The 23,576-nt window shown below is 66.8% G+C and carries 25 protein-coding genes and 1 other RNA gene; 16 read left to right on the forward strand and 10 right to left on the reverse strand.

Annotation, left to right across the window (positions count from 1 at the left end; translation table 11 throughout):
• The first annotated feature begins 55 nt into the window (after positions 1-55).
• From LMF57_RS16220 to pepQ, 3 genes are all read left to right on the forward strand, one after another.
• The gene (locus LMF57_RS16220) at positions 56-2,332 is read left to right on the forward strand and encodes a DUF1631 family protein (RefSeq protein WP_229290221.1); all 2,277 of its coding nucleotides are present in this window, start codon (positions 56-58) and stop codon (positions 2,330-2,332) included.
• Complete coding sequence (locus LMF57_RS16225) at positions 2,329-2,703, forward strand: PilZ domain-containing protein (protein ID WP_025874204.1); 375 nt, start codon at positions 2,329-2,331, stop codon at positions 2,701-2,703. The genes LMF57_RS16220 and LMF57_RS16225 overlap by 4 nt, the downstream gene beginning before the upstream one ends.
• Positions 2,704-2,778: 75 nt before the next feature.
• Positions 2,779-4,110 carry a Xaa-Pro dipeptidase gene (gene pepQ, locus LMF57_RS16230; protein ID WP_117311305.1) on the forward strand — a complete coding sequence of 444 codons (1,332 nt, stop codon included), beginning with the start codon at positions 2,779-2,781 and terminating at the stop codon, positions 4,108-4,110.
• A gap of 2,221 nt (positions 4,111-6,331) precedes the next feature.
• Here pepQ and LMF57_RS16235 read toward each other — a convergent pair.
• Together LMF57_RS16235 and LMF57_RS16240 are read right to left on the reverse strand one after the other, a co-directional pair.
• The gene (locus LMF57_RS16235; RefSeq protein ID WP_229291404.1) at positions 6,332-7,654 is read right to left on the reverse strand and encodes an aminopeptidase P N-terminal domain-containing protein; all 1,323 of its coding nucleotides are present in this window, start codon (positions 7,652-7,654) and stop codon (positions 6,332-6,334) included.
• A gap of 5 nt (positions 7,655-7,659) precedes the next feature.
• Complete coding sequence (locus LMF57_RS16240; protein ID WP_117311306.1) at positions 7,660-8,208, reverse strand: YecA family protein; 549 nt, start codon at positions 8,206-8,208, stop codon at positions 7,660-7,662.
• A gap of 150 nt (positions 8,209-8,358) precedes the next feature.
• On the opposite strand from LMF57_RS16240, the gene LMF57_RS16245 reads away from it, so the two are divergent.
• The 8 genes from LMF57_RS16245 (at position 8,359) to LMF57_RS16280 (ending at position 12,527) form a co-directional block, all read left to right on the forward strand.
• The gene (locus LMF57_RS16245) at positions 8,359-8,580 is read left to right on the forward strand and encodes a TIGR02449 family protein (RefSeq protein ID WP_049469000.1); all 222 of its coding nucleotides are present in this window, start codon (positions 8,359-8,361) and stop codon (positions 8,578-8,580) included.
• The gene (locus LMF57_RS16250) at positions 8,577-8,873 is read left to right on the forward strand and encodes a cell division protein ZapA (protein ID WP_025874199.1); all 297 of its coding nucleotides are present in this window, start codon (positions 8,577-8,579) and stop codon (positions 8,871-8,873) included. Before LMF57_RS16245 ends, LMF57_RS16250 begins: the two co-directional genes overlap by 4 nt.
• Positions 8,874-8,970: 97 nt before the next feature.
• Positions 8,971-9,156, forward strand: a non-coding RNA gene (gene ssrS, locus LMF57_RS16255) — 6S RNA.
• An 83-nt stretch (positions 9,157-9,239) separates the two neighbouring features.
• Positions 9,240-9,833 carry a 5-formyltetrahydrofolate cyclo-ligase gene (locus LMF57_RS16260; protein WP_229290222.1) on the forward strand — a complete coding sequence of 198 codons (594 nt, stop codon included), beginning with the start codon at positions 9,240-9,242 and terminating at the stop codon, positions 9,831-9,833.
• Positions 9,830-10,309: an EVE domain-containing protein gene (locus LMF57_RS16265; protein WP_093817926.1), complete on the forward strand. Its 480-nt coding sequence runs from the start codon at positions 9,830-9,832 to the stop codon at positions 10,307-10,309. Before LMF57_RS16260 ends, LMF57_RS16265 begins: the two co-directional genes overlap by 4 nt.
• 24 nt (positions 10,310-10,333) lie before the next feature.
• On the forward strand, positions 10,334-10,981 hold the full coding sequence (gene rpiA, locus LMF57_RS16270; RefSeq protein WP_049469006.1) for a ribose-5-phosphate isomerase RpiA: 648 nt from the start codon (positions 10,334-10,336) through the stop codon (positions 10,979-10,981).
• A 21-nt stretch (positions 10,982-11,002) separates the two neighbouring features.
• The gene (locus LMF57_RS16275) at positions 11,003-11,449 is read left to right on the forward strand and encodes a DUF192 domain-containing protein (protein ID WP_127563996.1); all 447 of its coding nucleotides are present in this window, start codon (positions 11,003-11,005) and stop codon (positions 11,447-11,449) included.
• Between the two features lie 232 nt (positions 11,450-11,681).
• Positions 11,682-12,527 carry a SirB1 family protein gene (locus tag LMF57_RS16280; protein WP_117311309.1) on the forward strand — a complete coding sequence of 282 codons (846 nt, stop codon included), beginning with the start codon at positions 11,682-11,684 and terminating at the stop codon, positions 12,525-12,527.
• Between the two features lie 90 nt (positions 12,528-12,617).
• Here LMF57_RS16280 and LMF57_RS16285 read toward each other — a convergent pair whose 3' ends face one another.
• The gene (locus LMF57_RS16285; protein WP_025874193.1) at positions 12,618-12,842 is read right to left on the reverse strand and encodes a rubredoxin; all 225 of its coding nucleotides are present in this window, start codon (positions 12,840-12,842) and stop codon (positions 12,618-12,620) included.
• A 34-nt stretch (positions 12,843-12,876) separates the two neighbouring features.
• Between LMF57_RS16285 and thiE the strand changes: the two genes are divergently transcribed.
• Positions 12,877-13,512 carry a thiamine phosphate synthase gene (gene thiE, locus LMF57_RS16290; RefSeq protein WP_032976730.1) on the forward strand — a complete coding sequence of 212 codons (636 nt, stop codon included), beginning with the start codon at positions 12,877-12,879 and terminating at the stop codon, positions 13,510-13,512.
• A gap of 15 nt (positions 13,513-13,527) precedes the next feature.
• Positions 13,528-14,817: a glutamate-1-semialdehyde 2,1-aminomutase gene (hemL, locus tag LMF57_RS16295; RefSeq protein WP_229290223.1), complete on the forward strand. Its 1,290-nt coding sequence runs from the start codon at positions 13,528-13,530 to the stop codon at positions 14,815-14,817.
• A 156-nt stretch (positions 14,818-14,973) separates the two neighbouring features.
• Here hemL and azu read toward each other — a convergent pair whose 3' ends face one another.
• Complete coding sequence (gene azu / locus LMF57_RS16300; protein ID WP_229290224.1) at positions 14,974-15,423, reverse strand: azurin; 450 nt, start codon at positions 15,421-15,423, stop codon at positions 14,974-14,976.
• Between the two features lie 122 nt (positions 15,424-15,545).
• Between azu and LMF57_RS16305 the strand changes: the two genes are divergently transcribed.
• Positions 15,546-16,148 carry an HAD-IA family hydrolase gene (locus LMF57_RS16305; protein WP_229290225.1) on the forward strand — a complete coding sequence of 201 codons (603 nt, stop codon included), beginning with the start codon at positions 15,546-15,548 and terminating at the stop codon, positions 16,146-16,148.
• Positions 16,149-16,220: 72 nt separating this feature from the next.
• On the opposite strand, the gene LMF57_RS16310 is transcribed toward LMF57_RS16305, so the two are convergent.
• Positions 16,221-17,447, reverse strand: a complete 1,227-nt coding sequence (locus LMF57_RS16310; RefSeq protein ID WP_229290226.1) for an acetylornithine transaminase — start codon at positions 17,445-17,447, stop codon at positions 16,221-16,223.
• Positions 17,448-17,510: 63 nt separating this feature from the next.
• Here LMF57_RS16310 and LMF57_RS16315 point away from each other — a divergent pair, with 63 nt between their 5' ends.
• Entirely contained in the window at positions 17,511-18,383 is an 873-nt protein-coding gene (locus LMF57_RS16315) for an ion transporter (RefSeq protein WP_229290227.1), read from the forward strand.
• A gap of 186 nt (positions 18,384-18,569) precedes the next feature.
• On the opposite strand, the gene LMF57_RS16320 is transcribed toward LMF57_RS16315, so the two are convergent.
• The 3 genes from LMF57_RS16320 to LMF57_RS16330 all read right to left on the reverse strand — a co-directional run bounded on the left by LMF57_RS16320 (position 18,570) and on the right by LMF57_RS16330 (position 21,579).
• Entirely contained in the window at positions 18,570-19,517 is a 948-nt protein-coding gene (locus tag LMF57_RS16320; protein WP_229290228.1) for a YiiG family protein, read from the reverse strand.
• Between the two features lie 157 nt (positions 19,518-19,674).
• Entirely contained in the window at positions 19,675-20,667 is a 993-nt protein-coding gene (locus LMF57_RS16325; RefSeq protein ID WP_229290229.1) for a YiiG family protein, read from the reverse strand.
• 93 nt (positions 20,668-20,760) lie between these two features.
• Positions 20,761-21,579 carry an NAD(P)-dependent oxidoreductase gene (locus LMF57_RS16330; protein ID WP_229290230.1) on the reverse strand — a complete coding sequence of 273 codons (819 nt, stop codon included), beginning with the start codon at positions 21,577-21,579 and terminating at the stop codon, positions 20,761-20,763.
• A 107-nt stretch (positions 21,580-21,686) separates the two neighbouring features.
• On the opposite strand from LMF57_RS16330, the gene LMF57_RS16335 reads away from it, so the two are divergent.
• On the forward strand, positions 21,687-22,370 hold the full coding sequence (locus tag LMF57_RS16335) for a hypothetical protein (RefSeq protein WP_208083046.1): 684 nt from the start codon (positions 21,687-21,689) through the stop codon (positions 22,368-22,370).
• Positions 22,371-22,417: 47 nt separating this feature from the next.
• Here the strand turns inward: LMF57_RS16335 and LMF57_RS16340 are convergent, their stop codons facing one another.
• The gene (locus LMF57_RS16340) at positions 22,418-22,906 is read right to left on the reverse strand and encodes a DUF2867 domain-containing protein (protein ID WP_229290231.1); all 489 of its coding nucleotides are present in this window, start codon (positions 22,904-22,906) and stop codon (positions 22,418-22,420) included.
• Positions 22,903-23,565, reverse strand: a complete 663-nt coding sequence (locus tag LMF57_RS16345) for a serine/threonine-protein kinase (RefSeq protein ID WP_025874181.1) — start codon at positions 23,563-23,565, stop codon at positions 22,903-22,905. The genes LMF57_RS16340 and LMF57_RS16345 overlap by 4 nt, the downstream gene beginning before the upstream one ends.
• Between the last annotated feature and the right edge of the window lie 11 nt (positions 23,566-23,576).

Below are 23,576 nucleotides of genomic sequence, written 5' to 3' on the forward strand. Positions count from 1 at the left end.
CGGCCGACACGGTAGATTCCAAGATCGATCCGCGGGAATCCGGACCCCCTCGCCGATGTCTGCTGTCTTTTCCCTTTCCAGTGCCGACACAGCACGCCTGGCCGCAGCCGACCTGCCGCCGCGCGTGCGCGAGCTGCTGGGCGCGTTGATCGGCCTGTGCCACCACGCCCTGACGGCACCGCTGATCCTGACCGTGGAAGCGCTGGAGCAGACCCTGCTGCATGACGCCGACCATGCCCGCAACCCGCAGCAGCAGGCCGAGCTGCTGGCACAGCGCGGCCAGCTGCATGCGTTCGCCGGCCACTTCAGCGACCGCATGCTTGATGCACTGGCCGATGCGCTTGCGCGGCTGCGTGAACCGACCGCCCCGGTGGTGGCCGCCGCCACCCCACCGCCCTTGCCCGGCATGCTGGGGCTGACCCTGGTCGCCGAGCATGAAGTCGACCGCGACCTGCTGCTGACTGAAATGGTGCGCCGGGAAACGCTGCGATCAGCCAACGCCCTGAACCTGCTTGGCCAGCGCCTGGGCGTTGTCGCCGGTGCACCGGCCTTTGAAGCCGATACCCTGCCGCTGGCCCCGCAGGCCCTGTGCGCGATGGTGCGCAAGCTGGCCGAACAGGATGCCCTCAGCGCCGAGGTGCAGATGGCGCTGTACCGCAGCTTCGAGCGGCAGGTGCTGGAGCGGCTGGGCGATGTGCTCGACCGCGCCAATGCACTGCTGGCACAGCACGGCATCCTGCCGGGCCTGGTCTACACCCCGTACCTGGCACGCTCTTCTAGCACCCGCCGGATCATCACCCAGTCGGTCGGCAGCGGACGCAGCGGACGCCCGTCGCCGCGCGTGCCCACGCCGATGACCGGCTGGGGTGGCTCGGCACCGCCCGGCTCGTGGTCGACGTTGATGCAGGATGCCTTCGCCGACGCGGCTGCGCCCGGCGCGTCGGCCGGCATGACGGTACCGGCCAGCAGCGTGCTGCACGAGATGCTGCAACAGGCGCGGCAGAGCCCGCAGCCAGCGGCCGATCCAGCGGCCCTGCCCAGTGCAGCGGTCGATGCCGTGCTGGCGCGCCTGCAGGGCCAGGCCAGCGCCGCCAGCGCCATGACCGATCTGCAGGCCGCCGTGCTCGCCCAGCTGCGCAGCGAACATGGCACGCAGGCCAGCCTTGGCAGCCACGACCGCGACAACCTCGATCTGCTGCGCCTGCTGCTGCAGCAGGTGCAGCAGCAGCAACGGCCGGACCCGGTGCCGGCCGCGCTGCTCGCGCGCCTGCAGGTACCGCTGGCGCGCGCAGCGATGGCCGATCCCGGGTTCTTCGTGCGCGACGAACATCCGGCACGCGAACTGCTCAACCATGTCGCTGAAGCCGGCGCCAGCTGGCTCGGCGATGACGATGTCGATCCGCAGCTGCTGCAGCGGCTGGCGCAGAGCGTGCAGGGCCTGCTCGGCCAGGATGCACGCACGCCCGAGGCCTTTGCCGCCGCCAACGACGAGATACAGCAGCACCAGCGTGCCGCCGCGCACCGCGCCGAGCTGGCCGAGCGCCGTCACGTGGAAGCCGCACGCGGCAAGGAGCGGCTGGAACTTGCGCGACGCCAGGCCACTGCGCAGATCGACCAGTGCTGCGATACGCAGGAGCCGCCGCGCTTCGTGCAGACACTGCTGCGCCAGGCGTGGGCAGATGCATTGACACTGACCCGCCTGCGCCACGGCGATGATTCGCCGCAATGGCAGGAGCGCCTGCAGCAGACCGAACGCATCGCGGCGATCACGGCCGAGGCCGCCAGCGAAAGCAGCGCGACCGACGCTGCGCTGGCTGCCGAGGTTGAATCGGCCCTGCTGCAGGTCGGCTACCACGCAGAGGAGGCGGCTGCCGTCGCGCGCCGCCTGTCCACGCCGGGTGGCGAAGACGAAAGCACCTCGCGCACCGAGCTCAGTGCACGCCTGAAGGCCCGTGCACGGCTGGGCGAACACGCCGGCGCACAGGCCCTGGCAAGCGTTGCCGCACCACGCAGCGAGGCCGAGGAGGCCAGTTACCAGCAGCTGTGCGCGCTGCCTTTCGGCAGCTGGTTCGATATCGACGCTGGCGAAGGCACGCTGCGCCGCCAGCGCCTGTCCTGGTACAGCCTGCTGACCGGCCATGTGCTGTTGGTCAACGCGCGTGGGCAGAAGATCGGCGAAACCAGCTTGGATGCCCTCGCCCGGCAGATGGCCGCCGGACGCGCGCAGCTGGTCACCGAAGACAAGGGCCGTCTGGTCGACCGCGCCTGGCAGGCCAGCCTGAGCGCACTGCGCACGCTGGCCGGACGTCGCCCGCAGGAGCCCAACGCATGAGTACGCAACCGCCCGTTGATACCCGCCGCGCGCCACGCCGGCAGGTGTCCGATCTGGTACCGGTGACCGACCAGATGCGCGACAGCGTGGTCGGTCGGCTTGGCAACGTGTCCGAGACCGGCATGCTGATGCTGGCCAGTGCCGCGCTGCGCGACGACGCGCTGTATCAGCTGCGCTTCCCGTTGCCATTGGCCGATGGCCGCAGCGAGTGGATCGACGTCGGCGTACACCTGCTGTGGAGCGAACCGGCGCATGCACCCGGCCAGAGCTGGGCGGGCTTCCGCTTCCTGACCCTGTCGCGCGAGCATCGGCAGCTGCTGCGCCGGTGGATCGGCGAAGACAGCGACGAGGCACCGGTTTCGACGGGCTGAGTGCCGGTTCCGGCACAGCGGATTGCGTCGGTATCCGGCAGAATCTAGGGCCGTTTTCCGTGTCGAGCCACCGCAATGATCCAGCAAGACCCCGGCGCCCTGTATCCCGACCACCTGGCCGTGCTGTGCCGACGCGCCGAGCAGGCGCTGGCCCGCGGCGGCTTCGACCACCTGGTGGTGCCCAGCGGCACCCTGCATTACCAGGTCTTCGACGATCGTGACTATCCATACGCGGTCAACCCGCAGTTCAAGGCCTGGCTGCCACTGACCCGCGTGCCCAACAGCTGGATCGTGTTCACCCCGGGCAAGCGTCCGGCGGTGATCTTCCACCAGCCGTTCGACTACTGGCATGTGGTGCCGGATGCACCGAGCGGCTGGTGGGTCGAGCACTTCGACATCCACATCATCCGCACGCCGGACGAAGCGCTGGCACTGCTGCCGCCCGACCCGGCGCGCTGCGCGATCCTGGGTGAGCCGCAGAGCGCGCTGGGCGCGTATGTACCCAACAATCCGGCGCCGGTGGTGAACTACCTGGAATGGCACCGAGGCAGCAAGACGGCGTACGAAATCGCCCTGATGCGCCAGGCGCAGGTGCTCGGCGTGCGCGGCCATCGCGCGGCCGAAGCGGCGTTCCGCAACGGCGCCGACGAGTTCAGCATCCACATGGCGTACTGCCAGGCCGTGGGCCAGGACGCCACCGAGCTGCCGTACGGCAACATCGTGGCCTTGAACGAGCATGCGGCGGTGCTGCATTACACCGAACTGGGCCGCAAGGCACCGCAGCCGCTGCGCAGCTTCCTGATCGATGCCGGCGCCAGCGCGCACGGCTATGCCAGCGACATCACCCGCACCTACGCCGCCGCCGGCCATGACGAGTTCGCGGCGATGATCGACGCGGTCGATGCCGCGCAGCAGACGATGTGCGCGGCCGTGCGCCCGGGCTTCGACTACAAGCAGCTGCACGTGGATGCGCACCTGTCGCTGATGGGCGTGCTGAAGGACTTCGGCGTGATCAAGGTATCGCCGCAGACCGCGCTGGAAACCGGCGTCAGCGCCGCGTTCTTCCCGCATGGCATCGGCCACCTGATCGGCCTGCAGGTGCATGACGTGGCCGGTTTCGCGGCCAGCGATGAAGGCGGCCGCATCGAGCGTCCCGCCGGCCATCCGTACCTGCGCCTGACCCGCGTGCTGGAGCCGGGCATGGTGGTGACGATCGAGCCGGGCCTGTACTTCATCGACATGCTGTTGAACGAAGTGAAGGACGCCGGTCATGGCGATGCGATCAACTGGGAGCGTGTGGACTTCTTCCGTCCGTACGGCGGCATCCGCATTGAAGACGAAGTGCTGTGCACTGATGGCGAGGCGGACAACCTGACGCGCCCGGTGTTTGCGGCGGCCAACGGCTGAGCCCCTCGTGGTTGGATGCTGAAATCAAAAGCCGCGGTTGGCGGGGCGGGTGGGCCATGCAGGGGCGTTGGCGCCATGGATGGCGCCATCGAGCTTACAGGGACGTACTTGCAGCGTCCCCTGCATGGCCCACCCGCCCCACCTTTGACAGTTCCTTGCGCGCGTCCAACCACGGAAAAGAAAAAAGAAAAGCAGAAGCGGGTCGCTTGCTGCGCTCGCTCCGTGTCGACCAAGGCCGACACCTACCAATAGTCGCGCGTGCCGACAACCGCCGTTACCAACAGCCGCGGGAAACTGTCGAAGGCGGGGTACCGTGGATTTGCGGGGTGTGAGCCGCATGGATGCGGCGACCAAGCCTACAAGGACGTACTTGCGGCGGCCCCGCAAACCCACAGGTGCCCCGCCATCCCACCGAATGCCGCTGTTGCTGTTGCTCTGGCTTGTAGCGGGTGCAGGGCTGCAAGCCCTGCAGAAACCCCTCTTACCCCGCCTTTGACAGTTCCTTGCGCGCGTCCAACCACGGAAAGAAAAAGAAAAGCAGAAGCGGGTCGCTTGCTGCGCTCGCTTCGTGTCGACCAAGGTCGACACCTACCAATAGTCGCGCGTGCCGACAACCGCCGTTACCAACAGCCGCGGAAAACTGTCGAAGGCGGGGTACTGTGGGTTTGCGGGGTGTGAGCCGCATGGATGCGGCGACCAAGCCTACAAGGACGTACTTGCGGCGTCCCCGCAAACCCACAGTACCCCGCCATCCCACCGAATGCCGCTGTTGCCGTTGCTGTGGCCTCTGCAGGTGCAGGGCAGCAAGCCCTGCCGAAACCCCTCTTACCCCACCTTTGACAGTTCCTTGCGCGCGTCCAACCACGGAAAAGAAAAAAGAAAAGCAGAAGCGGGTCGCTTGCTGCGCTCGCTCCGTGTCGACCAAGGCCGACACCTACCAATAGTCGCGCGTGCCGACAACCGCCGTTACCAACAGCCGCGGAAAACTGTCGAAGGCGGGGTACTGTGGGTTTGCGGGGTGTGAGCCGCATGGATGCGGCGACCAAGCCTACAAGGACGTACTTGCGGCGGCCCCGCAAACCCACAGTACCCCGCCATCCCACCGAATGCCGCAGTTGCCGTTGCTGTGGCCTCTGCAGGTGCAGGGCAGCAAGCCCTGCCGAAACCCCTCTTACCCCGCTTTTGACAGTTCCTTGCGCGCGTCCAACCACGGAAAAGAAAAAGAAAAGCAGAAGCGGGTCGCTTGCTGCGCTCGCTTCGTGTCGACCAAGGTCGACACCTACCAATAGTCGCGCGTGCCGACAACCGCCGTTACCAACAGCCGCGGAAAACTGTCGAAGGCGGGGTACTGTGGGTTTGCGGGGTGTGAGCCGCATGGATGCGGCGACCAAGCCTACAAGGACGTACTTGCGGCGTCCCCGCAAACCCACAGTACCCCGCCATCCCACCGAATGCCGCTGTTGCCGTTGCTGTGGCCTCTGCAGGTGCAGGGCAGCAAGCCCTGCCGAAACCCCTCTTACCCCGCTTTTGACAGTTCCTTGCGCGCGTCCAACCACGGAAAAGAAAAAAGAAAAGCAGAAGCGGGTCGCTTGCTGCGCTCGCTCCGTGTCGACCAAGGTCGACACCTACCAATAGTCCCGCGTGCCGACAACCGCCGTTACCAACCTGTCGAAGGCGGGGTAGTGTGGGTTTGCGGGGTGTGAGCCGCATGGATGCGGCGACCAAGCCTACAAGGACGTACTTGCGGCGGCCCCGCAAACCCACAGTACCCCGCCATCCCACCGAATGCCGCTGTTGCTGTTGCTCTGGCTTGTAGCAGGTGCAGGGCTGCAAGCCCTGCAGAAACCCCTCTTACCCCACCTTCGACAGTTCCTTGCGCGCGTCCAACCACGGAAAAGAAAAAAGAAAAGCAGAAGCGGGTCGCTTGCTGCGCTCGCTCCGTGTCGACCAAGGTCGACACCTACCAATAGTCGCGCGTGCCGACAACCGCCGTTACCAACAGCCGCGGAAAACTGTCGAAGGCGGGGTACTGTGGGTTTGCGGGGTGTGAGCCGCATGGATGCGGCGACCAAGCCTACAAGGACGTACTTGCGGCGGCCCCGCAAACCCACAGTACCCCGCCATCCCACGGAATGCCGCTGTTGCTGTTGCTGTTGCTGTTGCTGTTGCCGTTGCTCTGGCTTGTAGCGGGTGCAGGGCTGCAAGCCCTGCAGAAACACCCTTATCCCGCCATCAACGCTTCGATCTCGTCGGCGCCGCGTTCCAGGCCTTCGGTCAACACCCGATGCCCGTCGTCGGTGATCAGCACGTCATCTTCGGTACGGATGCCAATGCCGCGCCAGCGCGGTTCCACCGTCGTGTCGTCCACGCCGATGTACAGCCCCGGCTCGATGGTGAAGGCCATGCCCGGCTCCAGCAGGCGCGAATCGCCGGCCAGGCGGTAGTCCCCCACGTCGTGCACATCCAGCCCGATCCAGTGCCCGGTCTTGTGCCGGTAGAAGCGCTGATACAAGCCTTCGGTGAGATTCTTTTCCAGCGTGCCCTTCAACAGGCCCAGCTGCAGCAACCCTTCGGTGAGGGTCTGCACCGCCGCCAGATGGCCCATTTCGTACGCTACGCCGGGCTTGGCCTGGGCAAGCGCCGCCGCCTGCGCGGCACCCACCAGATCATGCAGCGCGCGCTGCTCGGCGCTGAAACGACCATTGACCGGGAACGTACGGGTGATGTCACTGGCGTAGCCGCGGTATTCGGCGCCGGCATCGATCAACACCAGTTCGCCGTCGCGCGAACGCGCGTTGTTGTCGCGGTAATGCAGGATGCAGGCGTTGCGGCCGGCACCAACGATGCTGCAGTACGCAGGCACCGCGTCGTTGGCACGGAACACCCGCTCCAGTTCGGCCTGCAGTTCGTACTCGTGGATGCCCGCCTTCGCACCCTGCATGGCCGCGCGATGCGCCAGCACACTGATGTCGGCCGCACGCTGCATCAACGCCACCTCGGCACCGGACTTGAACAACCGCTGCTCGTGCAGCAGATGGCCCAGTTCCAGGAACTCATGCGGCGGCTGCGCACCATGACGCACCTGCGAACGTACGCGGTTCACCCAGCCGATCAACTTCAGGTCGAAATCCGCATCGCGGCCGAAGTGGTAGTACACCCGCGAACGCCCTTCCAGCAGGCCCGGCAGGATGTCGTCCAGGTCGGTGATCGGGTAGGCATCGTCCATCGCGAACTGCGCCACGGCGCCTTCCTGGCCGGCGCGACCGCCATCCCAGGCTTCGCGCTCGGGATCGCGCTCGCGGCAGAACAGGATCGCTTCGCCGTGGCGCCGGCCGGGAATCAGCACCAGTACCGCTTCCGGCTCCGGGAAGCCGCTCAGGTACTGGAAATCCGAATCCTGCCGGTACGGATAATGGGTATCGAGGCTGCGCACCTTCTCAGATGCCGCCGGCAGCACCAGGATCGCGTCTTCGCCCGCCATGTCCATCAACTGCCGGCGACGACGCTTGTACTCGCCGGCAGCGATGCCGGTGCGCTGCTTGATATCCATCAGTTCAGGCGCTGCCGATGGCGCGCGGCCAGCACCACGTCACCGTGCAGCAGCAGCACCGCCACGCGGATGAACTCCTCGATCTCCGACAGGGCTTCGTCGTCGTCATCACCACCGGCTTCGAAATCCTCGCTCGAGGCGCGGGCCAGGCTGGCCAGGTCGTTCAGCGCCTCCTCGCCTTCTTCGGACAGGGCCGGCCGGTGGCCGCCACTGCCCAGGCCGAAGCCGCCCAGGAAGGAACGGGTCCAGCTGAACATGGCGTCCGCCTGCGCGGCCACGTCGCTGCTGTCGGTCAACAGCAGCTCAAAGGCGAAGTCCCGGTCTTCCAGCTGCTTGATGGTGGCCTCCAGCAACTGCGCCAGCACACTGTCGGCAGCTGCCTGCGGCAGATTGTCGTCGGCCAGCACGCGCGCCGGCCAGTCATTGCCGGGGGCACCGCCAGCGGCCAGCCAGCCGCACAGCCCGCCATGCAGCTCGGCAGCAGTGGCGCCCAGGCCCAGTTCCTGGCTGGCGCGGGTAACGTCGTCGACGGAGGGAAGTTCGGTCATCGTGCGGCTCGTTCGGAAGGGAAAACGGCAGAGCGCGCGCGCGCCCGTGAGCCGGGTAGTGTAGCAATGTGTCCGCCTGCTCTCCGTGGCCGCCGGGGCCTGCTGCGACAGTGCTTGACCGGCCTGACCCGGCTTGCCTATCGTGCGGGCATGGAACCCGCCGATCCCCTTGCCCAGCTGCAGGCCTTCGCCGCCCGTGTGGAGGCATTGCTCGACCGCAACCTGCGGCTGGCCGAGGAGAACCGCAGCCTGCGCCACCAGCAGGAGCAGCTGGTGGCCGAGCGCTCGACGCTGCTGGCCAAGAACGAGCAGGCGCGTTCGCGGGTGGAAGCGATGATCACCCGGCTCAAATCCCTGGAGCAGCACACATGAGTGCCGAACCGGTCAGCGTCCGTATCCTCGACCGTGAATACACGGTCGGCGTCGGTGGCGATGAACGCGACAGCCTGATGGCGGCCGCCCGCCTGCTGGATGCGCGCATGCGCGAGATCCGCGGCAGCAACCGGATGGCCGCAGTGGACCGCATCGCGGTGCTGGCCGCGCTCAACCTGGCACACGAACTGCAGCTGCTGCGCGACGAGAACGCCCGCCAGGCGGTCGCCCTGCAACAGACCCTGGCCGACCTGAACCGGCGCCTGGACCGCGCGATCGACAGCAGCACCTGAGATGGGCGCGGAATGCGCCTTCTCTTTTCTGAATTGGCACGCACTGTTGCCGACGAACGGCCTATCCAGATCACGCGCGGTAGCTATAATGGCCACGCGTTCTCTGCGGTACTCGACGGCATGTGCAAACATTCGCCTTGTCCCTTAAGAACGACACCGGGAGCGCGACAGCGCCGGGAGTGCAGGTCCGCCTTGCAGCGGGAAGCCCGATGGCTCTCCAGCGTTCCCACTTGAGCCCCCGGGTTCAAGGTCGTTTCGCATGCATCGACATTGCGGAGAATGCAATATTCCAGCAAGGGCGGCGTCTTCGGGCGTCGCCCTTGTTCTTTCCGGCACAATGACGGCTGATCCTTGCCGCATGCTGCCATGACCGACCCGCGACAGGCCCTGCGCCACGACCTGCGGCAACGCCGCCGCGACCTTTCCGCCCCCACCCGTATCGCCGCTGCCGAATCGCTGGCCGATGCGCTGCTGGCACTGCCGTTCGCCCCGCGCGAAGGCGCCGTGGCCGGCTACTGGGCGCTGGATGGCGAGATCGCCCTGCACCGCTGGCAACTGCAGCTGCCCGATCGCTTGACCTACTGCCTGCCGGTGCTGCACGGCGACGTGCTGCGCTTCGCGCCCTGGCGCCCCGGCCAACCGTTGACCAGCAACCGCTACGGCATTCCCGAACCGGACATCGCCCTCGAAGACACGCTGGAACCGGCGCAGATGGCCCTGGTGGTGACGCCGCTGGTGGGCTTCGACGCACGGTGCCGGCGGCTGGGCATGGGAGGTGGCTGGTATGATCGCAGCTTCGCCTTCCGCCATGATCGGCCGGCGCCACCCTGGCTGGTCGGCGCGGCATTCTCGGTGCAGCAGGTCGAGTCCTTGCCGGTGGCGTCCTGGGACGTGCCGGTGGATGCGATCTGCACTGAAGCCGGCACCCTGCTCCCTTCCGCTGCCCCCGTGAACGCATGACCGCCCGCAAGCGCTACTGGCTGATGAAGTCCGAACCGGACGCCTTTTCCATCGACGACCTGGCCAAGGTCAAGGTTGAACCCTGGAACGGCGTGCGCAACTACCAGGCGCGCAATTTCATGCGCGATGGCATGCAGGTCGGTGACGGCATCCTGTTCTACCACTCCAATACCAAGGTGCCCGGCATCGTCGGCCTGGCCACGGTGGCCAGCGCGGCCTACCCGGACGACACCCAGTTCGACCCGAAATCCGACTACCACGACCCCAGGAGCACGCGCGAGAACCCGCGCTGGATGCTGGTGGACGTGGCCTTCGACCGCAAGCTGAAGCAGGTGATCGCGCTGGACGAGATCAAGCTGCATGCCGAGGAACTCGGCGAAGGCTTCCCGCTGGTTGCCAAGGGCAACCGCCTGTCGGTGTTCCCGGTGACCGCTGCGCAGTGGAAGCTGCTGCTGTCGCTGGAAAAGAAATCCTGATTCCCTGCCTGAGAGCTCTCCGCAATGTCTGAAGCCAAGCGCCTGGCCGCCGAAAAGGCCATCGAGTACGTCGAAGACGGCATGATCGTCGGTGTCGGCACCGGTTCCACCGTCGCCTATTTCATCGATGCGCTGGCCCGCATCCAGCATCGCATCAAGGGTGCGGTGTCCAGTTCCGAACAGAGCACCGCGCGCCTGAAGCAGCATGGCATCGAGGTGATCGAGCTGAACCACACCGGCACCCTGTCGCTGTACGTGGATGGCGCCGACGAGTGCGATCCGAACAAGTGCCTGATCAAGGGCGGTGGCGCTGCGCTGACCCGCGAGAAGATCATCGCCGAGGCCAGCGAGCGCTTCGTCTGCATCGTCGACCCGAGCAAGCAGGTGCCCGTGCTGGGCAGGTTCCCGCTGCCGGTGGAAGTGATCCCGATGGCACGCAGCCTGGTTGCCCGCCAGATCCGCGACATGACCGGCGGCCAGCCGACCTGGCGCGAGGGCGTGGTGACCGACAACGGCAACCAGATCCTGGACATCCACAACCTGCAGATCACCGATCCGGAAAAGCTCGAGCGTGAGCTCAACCAGCTGCCGGGCGTGGTCTGCGTCGGCCTGTTCGCACGCCGCCGTGCCGATGTGGTGATCGTCGGCGGCGAGCCGCCGATCGTGCTCTGACCCTTTCCAAGGACCCTGACGATGTCGTTGCTGCGCTCACTGCTGATGCTCCCGCTGCTGGCCCTGACCGGCTGCGCCACCGATGCTGCCCGCCACTGGGTGGAACTGGGCGGCGCACGCTATGACGTTGAACTGGCCACCAACGATGAAACCCGTGCGCGCGGGTTGATGTTCCGCGACCAGATGGCCGAGGACCACGGCATGCTGTTCGTGCACGACCGCGAGGAAATGCAGGCGTACTGGATGAAGAACACCAAGATCGCGCTGGATATCCTGTACTTCGACAGCGAGCGGCGGCTGGTGAGCCAGCAGCGCGACGTGCCACCGTGCTCGGCCGGCGACATGTGTCCGCCCTACCCCAGCGGTGGCCCGGCACGCTTCGTGCTGGAACTCAATGCCGGCCAGGCGGAGAAGCTCAAGCTGAAGGATGGCACCGAGCTGATCTTCGGCCCGGGCATCGAAAAATAAACGATGCGGCCGGGCAGTGCCCGGCACCCGCCGAATCAACATCAACGTCAAAAGCGGGCTATCCGTGGGATGGCGCGGTGGGTCCACCTCTGACAGCTTCCTGCCGCTGTTGGTGGGTGTCGACCTTGGTCGACACGGTAGATCCACGCCATGCGTGGATGGAAGGACGGCGACGTGACGAATTCACGCCGCACTGCTTGAAACCGCCTGCGATTGCCGCCAGTCTGTGGACATGCAGGACCGGATCACACTCCCCGACTGGGATGCACTGGCCGACTTCGACGACGAGGCGCTGCCGCTGCTGCCGACCGCGTTGCTGATCGCGCGCGATGAATATCCCGATCTGCAGCCGTCGACCTACGATGCGCTGGTGCAGAGCCACGTCGAGCACCTGCGCGCCGAGGTGGACAGCATCGAGCACAGCCCGCTGAAGATGGCGGCCATCAACCGGCATCTGTTCGATGAGCTGGGCTACAGCGGCGACCACCAGGAGTACTACGACCCGCGCAACAGCTACCTCAACCAGGTCTTCGAGCGCCGTCTGGGCAATCCGATCTCGCTGGCACTGGTGCAGATGGAGGTGGCGCGACGGCTGGGCATTCCGTTGGACGGCGTGTCATTCCCCGGGCATTTCCTGGTGCGCCTGCCGGTTGACGATGGCGTGCTGGTGATGGACCCGTTCAATGGTGGCCGGCCGCTGGACGTGGACGAACTGCGCGAACGCGCCAGATCGCACCTGGGCGGTCAGATGCCCGACGACCAGGTGCTGGCGCAGATCCTCGATCCTGCACCGAGCCGCGCGATCCTGATCCGCATGCTGCGCAACCTGCATGGGGTCTATGCCGAGGCCAGCGAGTGGGATCGTGCCGCGCGCAGTGCCGACCGCCTGCTCAAGCTTGCCCCCGAACAGGACGATGCCCTGCGCGATCGCGGCCTGGCCTACCTGCAGCTGGACTACCTGGCCGGCGCGCGCAACGACCTGGGCCTGTACCTCAAGCGCAACCCCGAGGCCAGCGACGCGCAATGGCTGCGCGAGAAGCTGATCGACCTGGGCGGACCGGTACCGCGGCTGCATTGAGGTTGTCCGGTGTGCGGACCAACGGTCCGCACCCACCGCCAACGATCCGCCCCACCGGTAGCGCCGGGCCATGCCCGGCGGCGATTGCGATCAATCGATCTCGACCATCTCGAAATCGTCCTTGGTCACACCGCAATCCGGGCAGGTCCAGGTCTCGGGAATGTCTTCCCAGCGCGTGCCCGGGGCGATGCCCTCTTCCGGCAGCCCATCCGCTTCGCGGTAAAGGAATCCGCAGACCACGCACATCCAGGTACGCAGGGTGGTGGGGGTGGCTTCGCTCATCGGATAATCAGGGCTGGATTCACGGGCCGCCATTGTCCCATCGCGGTCCACTCACCGGTAGCCATCGATGACTTCTGCTTCCCCGGCGCCCCGCGGCGTCTACCTGATCACCCCGGATGAACCCGATACCGCCCGCCTGCTGGCGCGCACCGCGCCGCTGCTCGCCGCCGGCGCCACCTGGCTGCAGTACCGCAACAAGACCGCCAGCGACGCCCTGCGGCGGGAACAGGCCACGGCGCTGCAGGCCTTGTGCGCCGCCCACGGCGTGCCGCTGATCGTCAACGACGACCCGGCGCTTGCCCAGGCCATCGGCGCGGCGGGCGTGCACCTGGGCGGCACCGACGGCGATATCGGCGCCGCACGCAGCCTGCTCGGCCCTGACGCCATCATCGGTGCCTCCTGCTACGACCAGCTGGCCAACGCCGAGCGTGCCGTGGCGGCCGGCGCCAGCTACGTGGCCTTCGGCGCGTTCTTCCCCACCACCACCAAGGTCACCAGCAGCCGCGCCCACCCCGACCTGCTGCGGCAAAGCGCCGCACTGGGCGTGCCGCGGGTGGCGATTGGTGGCCTGAGCCCGGACAATGTCGGTCCCATCATCGATGCCGGCGCCGACCTGCTGGCCGTGGTCAGCGGCATCTACGCCGCGCAGGACCCGGTCGCGACCCAGCGCGCCTACCTCGCCCGATTCGATACGCAGCAGTAACCCCCAGGAAACCCCATGAACCACGACCAGTCCCACGCCCTGTTCTCCCGCGCCCAGCAATTGCTGCCTGGCGGCGTCAACTCACCGGTGCGCGCGTTCAAGTCGGTCGGCGGCGAACCCTTCTTCGTCGAGCGCGCTGACGGCGCCTACCTGTACGACGTCGACGGCAACCGCTACATCGACTACGTGGGATCGTGGGGCCCGATGATCGTCGGCCACAACCACACCGCCGTACGCCAGGCGGTGAAGAAGGCGATCGACAACGGCCTGTCCTTCGGTGCGCCGTGCGCAGCGGAAGTGACCATGGCCGAGACCATCACCCGGCTGGTGCCGTCGTGCGAGATGGTGCGCATGGTCAACTCCGGTACCGAAGCCACCCTGTCGGCGATCCGCCTGGCGCGCGGTGCCACCGGCCGCAGCTGCATCGTCAAGTTCGAGGGCTGCTACCACGGCCACGGCGATTCGTTCCTGGTCAAGGCCGGCAGCGGCATGCTGACCCTGGGCGTGCCGACCTCGCCCGGCGTGCCGGCCGGCCTGAGCGAACTGACCCTGACCCTGCCCTACAACGACTTCGAGGCGGCCACCGCGCTGTTCGAGGCACGCGGCAGCGAGATCGCCGGCCTGATCATCGAGCCGGTGGTGGGCAACGCCAACTGCATTCCGCCGCGCGACGGCTATCTGCAGCACCTGCGCGACCTGTGCACCCAGCACGGCGCGCTGCTGATCTTCGACGAAGTGATGACCGGCTTCCGCGTTGCCCTTGGCGGTGCGCAGGCGCACTACGGCATCCGCCCGGACCTGACCACCTTCGGCAAGATCATCGGTGGCGGCATGCCGGTGGGCGCCTACGGCGGCCGCCGCGAGCTGATGCAGCAGATCGCACCCGCTGGCCCGATCTACCAGGCCGGCACGCTCAGCGGCAATCCGGTGGCGATGGCCGCCGGCCTGGCCATGCTGGAGCTGATCCAGCAGCCGGGTTTCCACGACGATCTGAGCGCGCGCGCCGCACGCCTGTGCGCGGGGCTGGAAGCTGCCGCCGCCGATGCGGGCGTGGCGGTGACCACCACCCAGGTGGGCGCGATGTTCGGGCTGTTTTTCACCAGTGAGAAGGTGGAGACCTACGCCCAGGCCACTGCCTGCGACATCCCGGCGTTCAACCGCTTCTTCCACGCGATGCTGGACCAGGGCGTGTTCCTGGCACCGTCGGCGTACGAGGCCGGCTTCCTGTCCAGCGCACACGATGATGACGTGATCGAGGCCACGCTGGCCGCAGCACGCGTGGCATTCAAGGCGGCCAAGGGCTGACCCCGGCATGGTAGGTGCCGACCCTGGTCGGCACTGCCGGCCCTCATCCACGCATGGCGTGGATCTACTGGATCGATGTGCCTCATCCACGCATGGCGTGGATCTACTGAGCCGCGTCTCTGGAGTAGAGCCACGTCATGCGTGGCTGCTGCGCACTCAACCGAAGACGAACTTGCCCTTCATCATCGCGAAGTGGCCGGGGAACGAGCAGAAGAAGGTGTAATCGCCGCCCTTCTGCATGCCCTTCGTGGAAAAGCGCACGCGGGTGGTCTCGCCGCCGCCGATCACCTTGGTATGGGCCAGCACGCGCTTGTCGGCCTTCGGCAGGTAGCTGTCGGCCAGGGTCATGCGCATGCCCGCCATCGCCACCGGCTGGTAGTCGGCGGTGCGGGTCAGCACCCAGTTGTGGCCCATCGCGGTGGCGGCCAGCCTGCCGGTGTGGCGCAGGGTCAGGTCGATTTCGCTGCAATCGGCAGCCACCTTGATCTCCCGACTGCTGAAGCTCATCTGGTCGGTGCTGTCGATGCTCACCGCACATACGCGCGCCATCGCCGATGGTGCCAGCATCAGCGCACCCAGCCCCACCGCTACCATCCAAGCCTTCATCGTCGCGTCTCCTGCAGGTTCGGTGGTCATTCTAGGCAGACACCTGGGCACCCGGCTGCGACCGTGTGTCGCAGGGGTGGTCCAGGGTTTGCGCGGGGATACGGCAATGGCATGCTCGACCGATGCGGATCGATCTTCTCCTGCTCGATGTTGATGGCGTGCTGCTGCACTACCAGCGCGCACAGCGCGTGCTGCATCTGGCGCAGGCGCTGGACGTGCCGACCGCGCACGTGCAGGCCGCGCTGTACGACAGCGGGCTCGAAGTGGCACACGACAGCGGCACGCTGGATGGCGCGCGCTATCTGGCCCAGCTGGGCGAACGGCTCGGCACAACGGTAACGCTGCACACCTGGATCGCCGCCCGGCACGCGGCCAGCCACCCGCAACACGCCGTGCTGCAACGGCTGCATGCCCTGCAGGTGCCGATGGCGGTGCTGACCAACAATGGTGCCTTGATGACGCAGGCGCTGCCGACGCTGCTGCCGGAGCTGTATCCCATGCTGCACGGCCGGGTGTTCTGCAGCGCGGACTTCGGCCTGCGCAAGCCGGCGCCGGAGGTGTTCCTGCGCACGCTCGCAGCCCTTGAGGTGGCACCGGCGCACACGCTGTTCGTCGATGACCTGTTCGTCAACGTGCGCGGTGCGCGCGCAGCCGGCCTGCACGCGGAAACCGTGCAGGACGGACGCGGACTGGGGAAGGTGCTGAGGCGCTACGGGGTGCGGTAGCGCCGGACCATGCCCGACGAGCGCAGCGGAAAAGCAACGCCGGGCATGGCCCGGCGCTACCTTGGTCAATGATCAGCGCGCTGCGACGAACGCGGCAATCGCCGCGCGCAGGCGCTTCAGGCCTTCCGCCACTTCTTCGTCGGTGATGTTCAGCGACGGCACGAAGCGCAGCACGTCCGGGCCGGCCTGCAGGGTCAACAGGCCCTGCTCCGCAGCGTGGTCGAGGATGGCACCGGCCTGGCCGGCGAACGCCTTGCTCAGCACCGCACCCAGCATCAGGCCGCGACCGCGCACCTCGCTGAACACCTTGAACTCGTCGTTGATGCGGGCGAACCCATCGCGCAGCGCCTTCGACTGGCGGCTGACATTGGCCGCGATCTCGGCCGAGGCCAGCTTGCGCAGCGCCACGCGGGCGACGGCCGCGGCCAGCGGATTGCCGCCGAAGGTGGTGCCGTGGGCACCGAACTGCATGGTCTCGGCCACCTTCGGGCCGGCCAGCATCGCGCCGATCGGGAAACCACCCCCCAGCGCCTTGGCCAGGGTCACCATGTCCGGCACCACGTCATCCTGCCAATGCGCGAACAGGGTACCGGTACGGCCCATGCCGGCCTGGATCTCGTCCAGCACCAGCAGTGCGTCGTGCTGGTCGCACAGTTCGCGCACGCGCTTGAGGAACCCGGACTTGGCCGGCATCACCCCGCCCTCGCCCTGGATCGGCTCCAGCATCACCGCCGCCACGTCGCCGGCGGCCATCGCCGTTTCCAGCTGCACTTCATCGTTGAAGTCGATGTAGCGGAAGCCACCCGGCAGCGGCTCGTAGCCTTCCTGGTACTTCGGCTGCGCGGTGGCGGTCACCGCACCCATGGTGCGGCCGTGGAAGCTGCCGCGGAAGGTGATGATCACGCGCTTGTCGGCCGGGCGGCCCTGGCTGGAGGCCCACTTGCGGACCATCTTGATCGCCACTTCGTTGGCTTCGGCGCCGGAGTTGCACAGGAACACGCGCTCGGCGAAGCGGCTGGCCTTCACCAGTTCCTCGGCCAGGTGCAGCGGCGGCGCGCTGTAGAACACGTTGCTGGTGTGCCACAGCTTGCCGGCCTGTTCGACCAGCGCGGCGACCAGGTCCGGGTCGTTGTGGCCCAGGCCGCACACGGCAATGCCGGCGGCCAGGTCGATGAACTCACGGCCCTGGCTGTCCCACACGCGGGCGCCCTGGCCTCGCTCCAGCACCACCTGGCGGGGCTTGTACACCGGCAGGTAGTAGTGCGACAGGGAGATCAGCGGATCGGTAGCGGCGGTCATGGCGGTCAGCAGGGTTCAGGAATGCCCATTCTCGCGCTGGAACCCGTGCGGCACAATGCACGCATGCGACCGTTTTCCGCCCCCCAGCTGAACCCCGCCACCGAGACCGGCTGGCGCCGCCGCTGGTTCGACATCATCTACCGCCACGACAGCCGGCCCTCGCGCAATTTCGACCTGCTGCTGGTCTACGCGATCATCGCCAGCGTGCTGGTGGTGATGTTCGACAGCGTGCAGCGCTTCCACATCGCCTATGCCGACTGGCTGTACGTGCTGGAATGGGGGTTCACGATACTGTTCACCGCCGAATACGTGCTGCGGCTGGCGGTGGTCAAGCGCCCGCTGCGCTATGCGGTGAGCATCTGGGGCATCATCGACCTGGCCTCGATCCTGCCGACCTACCTGTCGCTGTTCATTCCCGGTGCGCAGAGCCTTCTGGTGGTGCGCGCGCTGCGCATCCTGCGCGTGTTCCGCATCCTCAAGCTGACCCGCTACATCGAAGAAAGCGGCGTGCTGATGCAGTCGCTGTGGCGCAGCCGGCGCAAGATCCTGCTGTTCCTGTTCACGGTGGTCACCATCACCATCATCGCCGGCACGCTGATGTACGTGATCGAGGGACCGAACCATGGCTTCACCAGCATTCCCAGCAGCATGTACTGGGCGGTGGTGACGATGGCAACGGTCGGCTTCGGCGACATCGTGCCGCAGACCGTGCTCGGCCGCTTCGTCACCTCGGTGCTGATCCTGATCGGTTACAGCATCATCGCCGTGCCCACCGGCATCTACACCGCCGAACTGGCCAGCACCATGCGCGATGCCGAACTGGCCGCGCGCCGCGATGCACGTGGCTGTCCGCACTGCGGGCTGGAAGGCCACGAGCCGGATGCACGGCACTGCCGCAAGTGCGGCGGACCGCTGCCGGACACGTTCAGCCACTGATGATGAGGCCGGCCGCCGGCCGGCCCCACCGAAGCCAGCACAGTAGATCCACGCCATGCGTGGATGAACCCCACCGGAGCCATCGCGGTGCGAACCAAGGTCCGCACCCACCAAAGGCACACAGCAGATCCGCGCGATGGACGAATGCGGCATCCCGCATCCATCCATCGCAGTCGACCCACTGGCTCAATTCATGCGATTGCTGGTGGTCACCAGATCGTTGTAGGCGGCCATCACTGCCGCCTCCGAGCCCGCAGGCGCCGATCCGACACGGCCACTGGATGTCCGTTCTTCCTCGCGCTCACGTTCGGTGAATGCCTTGCCTGATGCAAGGCGCTCGACGCGGCGCCCGGCATCCCGGATCAGCACGTCCGTCGACCGCTGTACATGTGCCCACAGCGGGTTGTCCCTACCCACCCCTGCATCCTGCATTTCCTTGACCAGCGCTTGGTAGTCGGCCAGCTGCGTGCGCGCCACCTGCAGGTCCGGCGCCTCTCCCTGCAGCGACAGTGCCAGGCGCTTGCCGTCACCGATGATGCGCAGGTGGTAGTACGCCAGTGAACGACCTTCGTCCGCTTCGATCTGCTTGAGCTGCGCGGCACGGCGTTGCTCCTCGTTCTTCTCCAGCGCCGCGTCCAGGGCCTCGCTGGCCTTGAAGAAGTCAGCGTAGGCCTGCATCAGCGGCGCATGCTGCGCGCGCATGCCTTCGCCGTTGTCGCGCCGATAGTCCTCACGGGTGAAATAGCCATCAGCGCGTTCGATCAGCGCATACAACGACTGGAAGGCCGTCTGGTACTGCCGCACCGGCTCATCCAGCGGCGTGGCCGGCGTCCGGGCCAATGCATCGGTCAGCGGTTGGCCGCAGTACTCGACACGATGCGACAGCACCTTGCCCGGCGAGCGCGGCTGCGCTTCCTTGCCCGTCGGCCCCGCTTCGGGATCCTTGATCCAGCCGGTATAGGTCTGGAAGCCCTCGTGGATGGGCTGTTCGACGCCGTTGTAGCACTCGATGTAGGCGTTGATCTTCTGCAGGCCCGGATCGGCCACCGCCAGCCCTGTCGATCCGTTGCAACCAGAGAGGGCGGCGGCAGCGCCGAGCATGAGCAGAGAAAGTACACGCGCGGAAGAATTCAAACCGGTTCCTTGCAGATATGAGACGGCGCACATTCTCGCGCGCGGTGGAACAGCCCGCATACGCGGACGCCGATGCCATCGAGACCACGGGGCACCCCTTCCTTCACGTCGCAATCAGCCTGCTCGAATGCGACAGAAGTGGGGGCAGTGCGCCGGATTACTGGCGGTTGCTCTGGAACACCAGTGCGTTGTAGATGTGCAGCAGTCGCCCGGCCGAGCCGCTCGGCGCCATCGAGGGCGAATCAAGCATGCGTCGTTCGAAGTCGGTGTAGGGCGTGTTCGCGCTGACGCGCTGCAGGCGCTCCTTGCCTTCGCGGCGGAAGTTCTCGGCCTCGCGTTCGAAGCTGTTCCAGTCCAGCTTGCCCGGCTCCTGATCGGCCACTTTGGCATGCGCTTCGTCGGAAATGCGGTTGAAGGCGTCCAGCCGCTCCTGTGCCCGGGTCACGTCGAAGTCGTCCTCGCCCATCATCTCCATGATCGCTTTCGCTTCCAGCATCATCGCCAGTCGGTAGTACTCGCGGGTGCGTCCTTCGGCCTGCTCCAGCGCCTTGAGCTGTTCGCGCTGGGCAGCGTCGTTCTGGCGCTCCAGTTCGGTGTTGAATGTTTCACTGGCAACCACGAAATCCTTGAAGGCGGTCATCAACGGCGCGTGCAGCTGCTTGCCCTTGGCAAACTTGTCGTCTTCGAAGTCCTGACGCTCGTAGTAGTCGTGGGCTTCCTTGCTGATCGGCACCAGCGCCTTCAGCGCCTGCTGGTAGTGGCCGGCAGCGGCATCGAGATCGGCAAGCGCCGGCTTGGCAGCGATCGCCTCGGTCACGGGGGCGTCGCATTGCTTCATGTCGTAATCGCCGATCTCGAACGGTCCGTGCACGTTCGTCTCGCGCCCGCTCGGGCCGGCATCCACGTCCTTGATCCAGCGCGTGTAGGACTGGATGCTGCCGTGCGTTTTCGAATCAAGCGCGTTGAAGCAGCCAATGTAGGCGTTGAGCTTTGCGGTCAACTGCTGTTGGGCGTCGGCCGGCGCCGTGCTGGCCTCCGGCTTGCCGGCGGAACCCGCGTCGGCTGCGGTTGTGGGCGCCTTGCCACCACAGGCAGCCAGAAGAAGCGACAGCGAAGCGGCCAGCGCCGCGATGGAAAGAGTACGTGACATGGGCTCACATCCCTGTTGAAAACGATTACAGCCGCGCATTCTAGCGCAGCCGGCCGAAGTCGGCAGCCATCGGCCTTTTTCCCACCGGCAGGGTCAATCCAGGAACAGATCCGGCAGCAGCGGCCGCGACGCATCCACCGCATATCCCGACAGATCGGTTACGCCGGCTTCGGCCAGCACCTCGTCATCGATCAGGAAACGGCCGTGGAAACCGGCCGCCTCGCGCACCAGCACCGCGTGTGCAGCGTCGGCCATGATCTGCGGCGTGCGGCAGCCACCGACGTCCACGCCGGGAATCATGTTGATCGCATCGGTCGCAATGACCGTGCGCGGCCACAGCGCATTGACCGCCACGCCCTGCGGGCCGAACTCGGCGGCCAGGCCGAGGGTGACAAAACTCATGCCCATCTTCGCCAGCGTGTAGCCGGTATGCGCGCCCCACCACTTGGGCTCGAGGCTTGGCGGCGGCGCGAGGGTCAGGATATGCGGGTTCGGCGCCTGCAGCAGGTACGGCAGGCAGGCCTGCGCGCACAGGAAGCTGCCGCGCGAATTGACCTGCTGCATCAGGTCGAAGCGCTTCATCGGCGTATCCAGGGTGCCGCGCAACCAGATGGCGCTGGCGTTGTTGACCAGGATGTCGATGCCACCGAACGTGTCCACGGCGGCAGCAACGGCCGCCTGCACCTGCTCTTCCTCGCGGATGTCGCACTTCAGCGCAAGGCCCTGGCCACCGGCTGCGGTGACGGCCTCGGCGGCAATGTGGATGGTACCCGGCAGCTTCGGATTGGGCACCGACGACTTGGCGGCAATGGCAACGTTGGCACCGTCGCGCGCGGCGCGCAACGCGATCGCCAGGCCGATGCCGCGCGAGGCACCGGTGATGAAAAGGGTTTTGCCCTGCAGACTGCCCACGTTCCACACTCCAGCGTATGCAATGAGCCGCTAGTATGCCGCGCCGACGCGGAGTTCACCGCACGTTGACGATACTGGCGCTCCGGTCACTGCACGAGGTCCATGCCATGCGCTGTTCCCGTCTGTTGTTGCCTGCCCTGGGCCTGGCCCTGCTCACCGCCTGCCAGGGCCGCTCGCCCGAACCCGGCAGCGCGCCGGCCAAGGATGACGCCGCCAGCGTCGACAAGGCCACCGGTGATGGCAAGCTGCGCTGGAGCGAGGCCGTTGTCTGGGATGGTGACCTCAACGCCTGCCGCCAGGGCGACAGCGCGGCCACCCGCGATTGCCTGCGCGATGCGATGCGTGCCGGTGGGGCCAGTGCTGATGCGGTCACTGCAGCCGAGCAGCTGTCCACCGGTGGCGAACTGGCCTACGTGACCGCCTGGCATGAACACGACGGACTGGGCGTGGCCACCGTCGAGTATCCGTTCCGCGCCAATACCAACGAAGGCACGCGCCTGGTCGATGCCGCAGGCAAGCGTATCGACGTGGATGCGGTGCAGCTGGACGACACGCTGCGCGCCGATCCCGGCGTGCAGGAGGTGCTCAAGGCGCATCCGCAGGCCACGCCGTTCGCACCGGCGCAGGCCGCGGGTACCGCAGCGCTGGACGGGGGTGGCATCCGCCTGCTGTACCGCACGCCGCTGCGCGACTGCCATGCGTGCCCGGACGTGGGCCAGCTGCAGATCGGCTATGACTTCGATGGCAAGCGCAACTTCATCGGCCAGCAGGTGGTGCCGGTAACGCCGTAGGGGTTTGCCGCGCCATGCGGCAACGCGCATCCACGCATGGCGTGGATCTACTGATATCCGCGCACCTGCTTGCTCAGCAGGTGCGGCGCGATCCATCGATGCACCGGTGTCACCGGCAGCATGTACAGGCGGCCGAACGCGTTGTGGGTGTGCACCACCGTCGCCACTTCCAACATATCGCCGTGCCATTGCAGCGCCAGCTGCACGCGCAGATGGCGGTCGTTGTCTTCCAGCACGATGGCATCCTCGTCCAGCGCCTGCAGGGTGAAGATGCCGAGGCGTTGCCCGGGCTGCGGATCGGCGGTCTGCTGCACTCCGCGCAGCGAGCCGAGATCCTTCATGCCCAGCAGCCGCATGCCCCTGTTGCGCAGCGCCATCAGTCCATCGAACCAGCCGGGCACCGTCGCGGCCATATCGCGGTAGGCCTGCAGCGCCGAACGGCCGTTGCGCGGCGCCGCCTCTTGGCAGGCATGGACGAAATCGGCACCCGGCAGTTGCGAACGCAGCACGCTGCCTTCGCTTAGCTGGGCGCTCACGGCTTGGGGCCCTGCCCTTCGTTGTCTTCCCAATGCAGGATGCGGCGGGTGACGAAGCGGTAGACCGGCTTGCCGGTGGCGAACCAGAGATCGCGTACCCACGAGGTGCGCTTGAGCACGCGCTTCTCCACCGGCGTCAGCGACTCCCGGCAGTACATGCGCTTGTGCTTGAGCAGGTGGCGCAGGTCCTCGCGTGCCAGCAGGCGCATCCAGCGCGAGCGCGGGTCGCCGATCACTGCCAGCTGGAAGTCGATCAGGGCCGGTCGACCGTCCTCGGTCACCAGCCAGTTGGCTTCCTTGGCCAGGTCGTTGTGGGCCACACCGCGCCGATGCAGCTGCTGCAGCAGGCGGCGTGCGGCGCGGAACCAGGCCACGTCACCGCGCGGCGGGCGCTGGTACATCGCATCGCCGGCCATGAAGCTGCGGTCGAGGTGGCGGCCATCCCAGTCCAGCAGTTGCGGCACGTCGGCCATGCCATGGATATGGCGCAATGCGCGCGCTTCGCGTCGCGCCAACCACCACGCAGGCAACCGCAGCCACAGCGGCGTGGCCCCCAGATCGCGGCGCACGAAGGGGCCTTCAGGCCCCTGCACGAGGAGGATCCGGCCGAAACTGTCGGCCTTCAGTGCATGCGTTGGCGCGTCATTGGATACAGGCATGGCCACATTCT

The organism is Stenotrophomonas sp. SI-NJAU-1 (assembly GCF_020883215.1).
Lineage (GTDB): Bacteria > Pseudomonadota > Gammaproteobacteria > Xanthomonadales > Xanthomonadaceae > Stenotrophomonas > Stenotrophomonas indicatrix.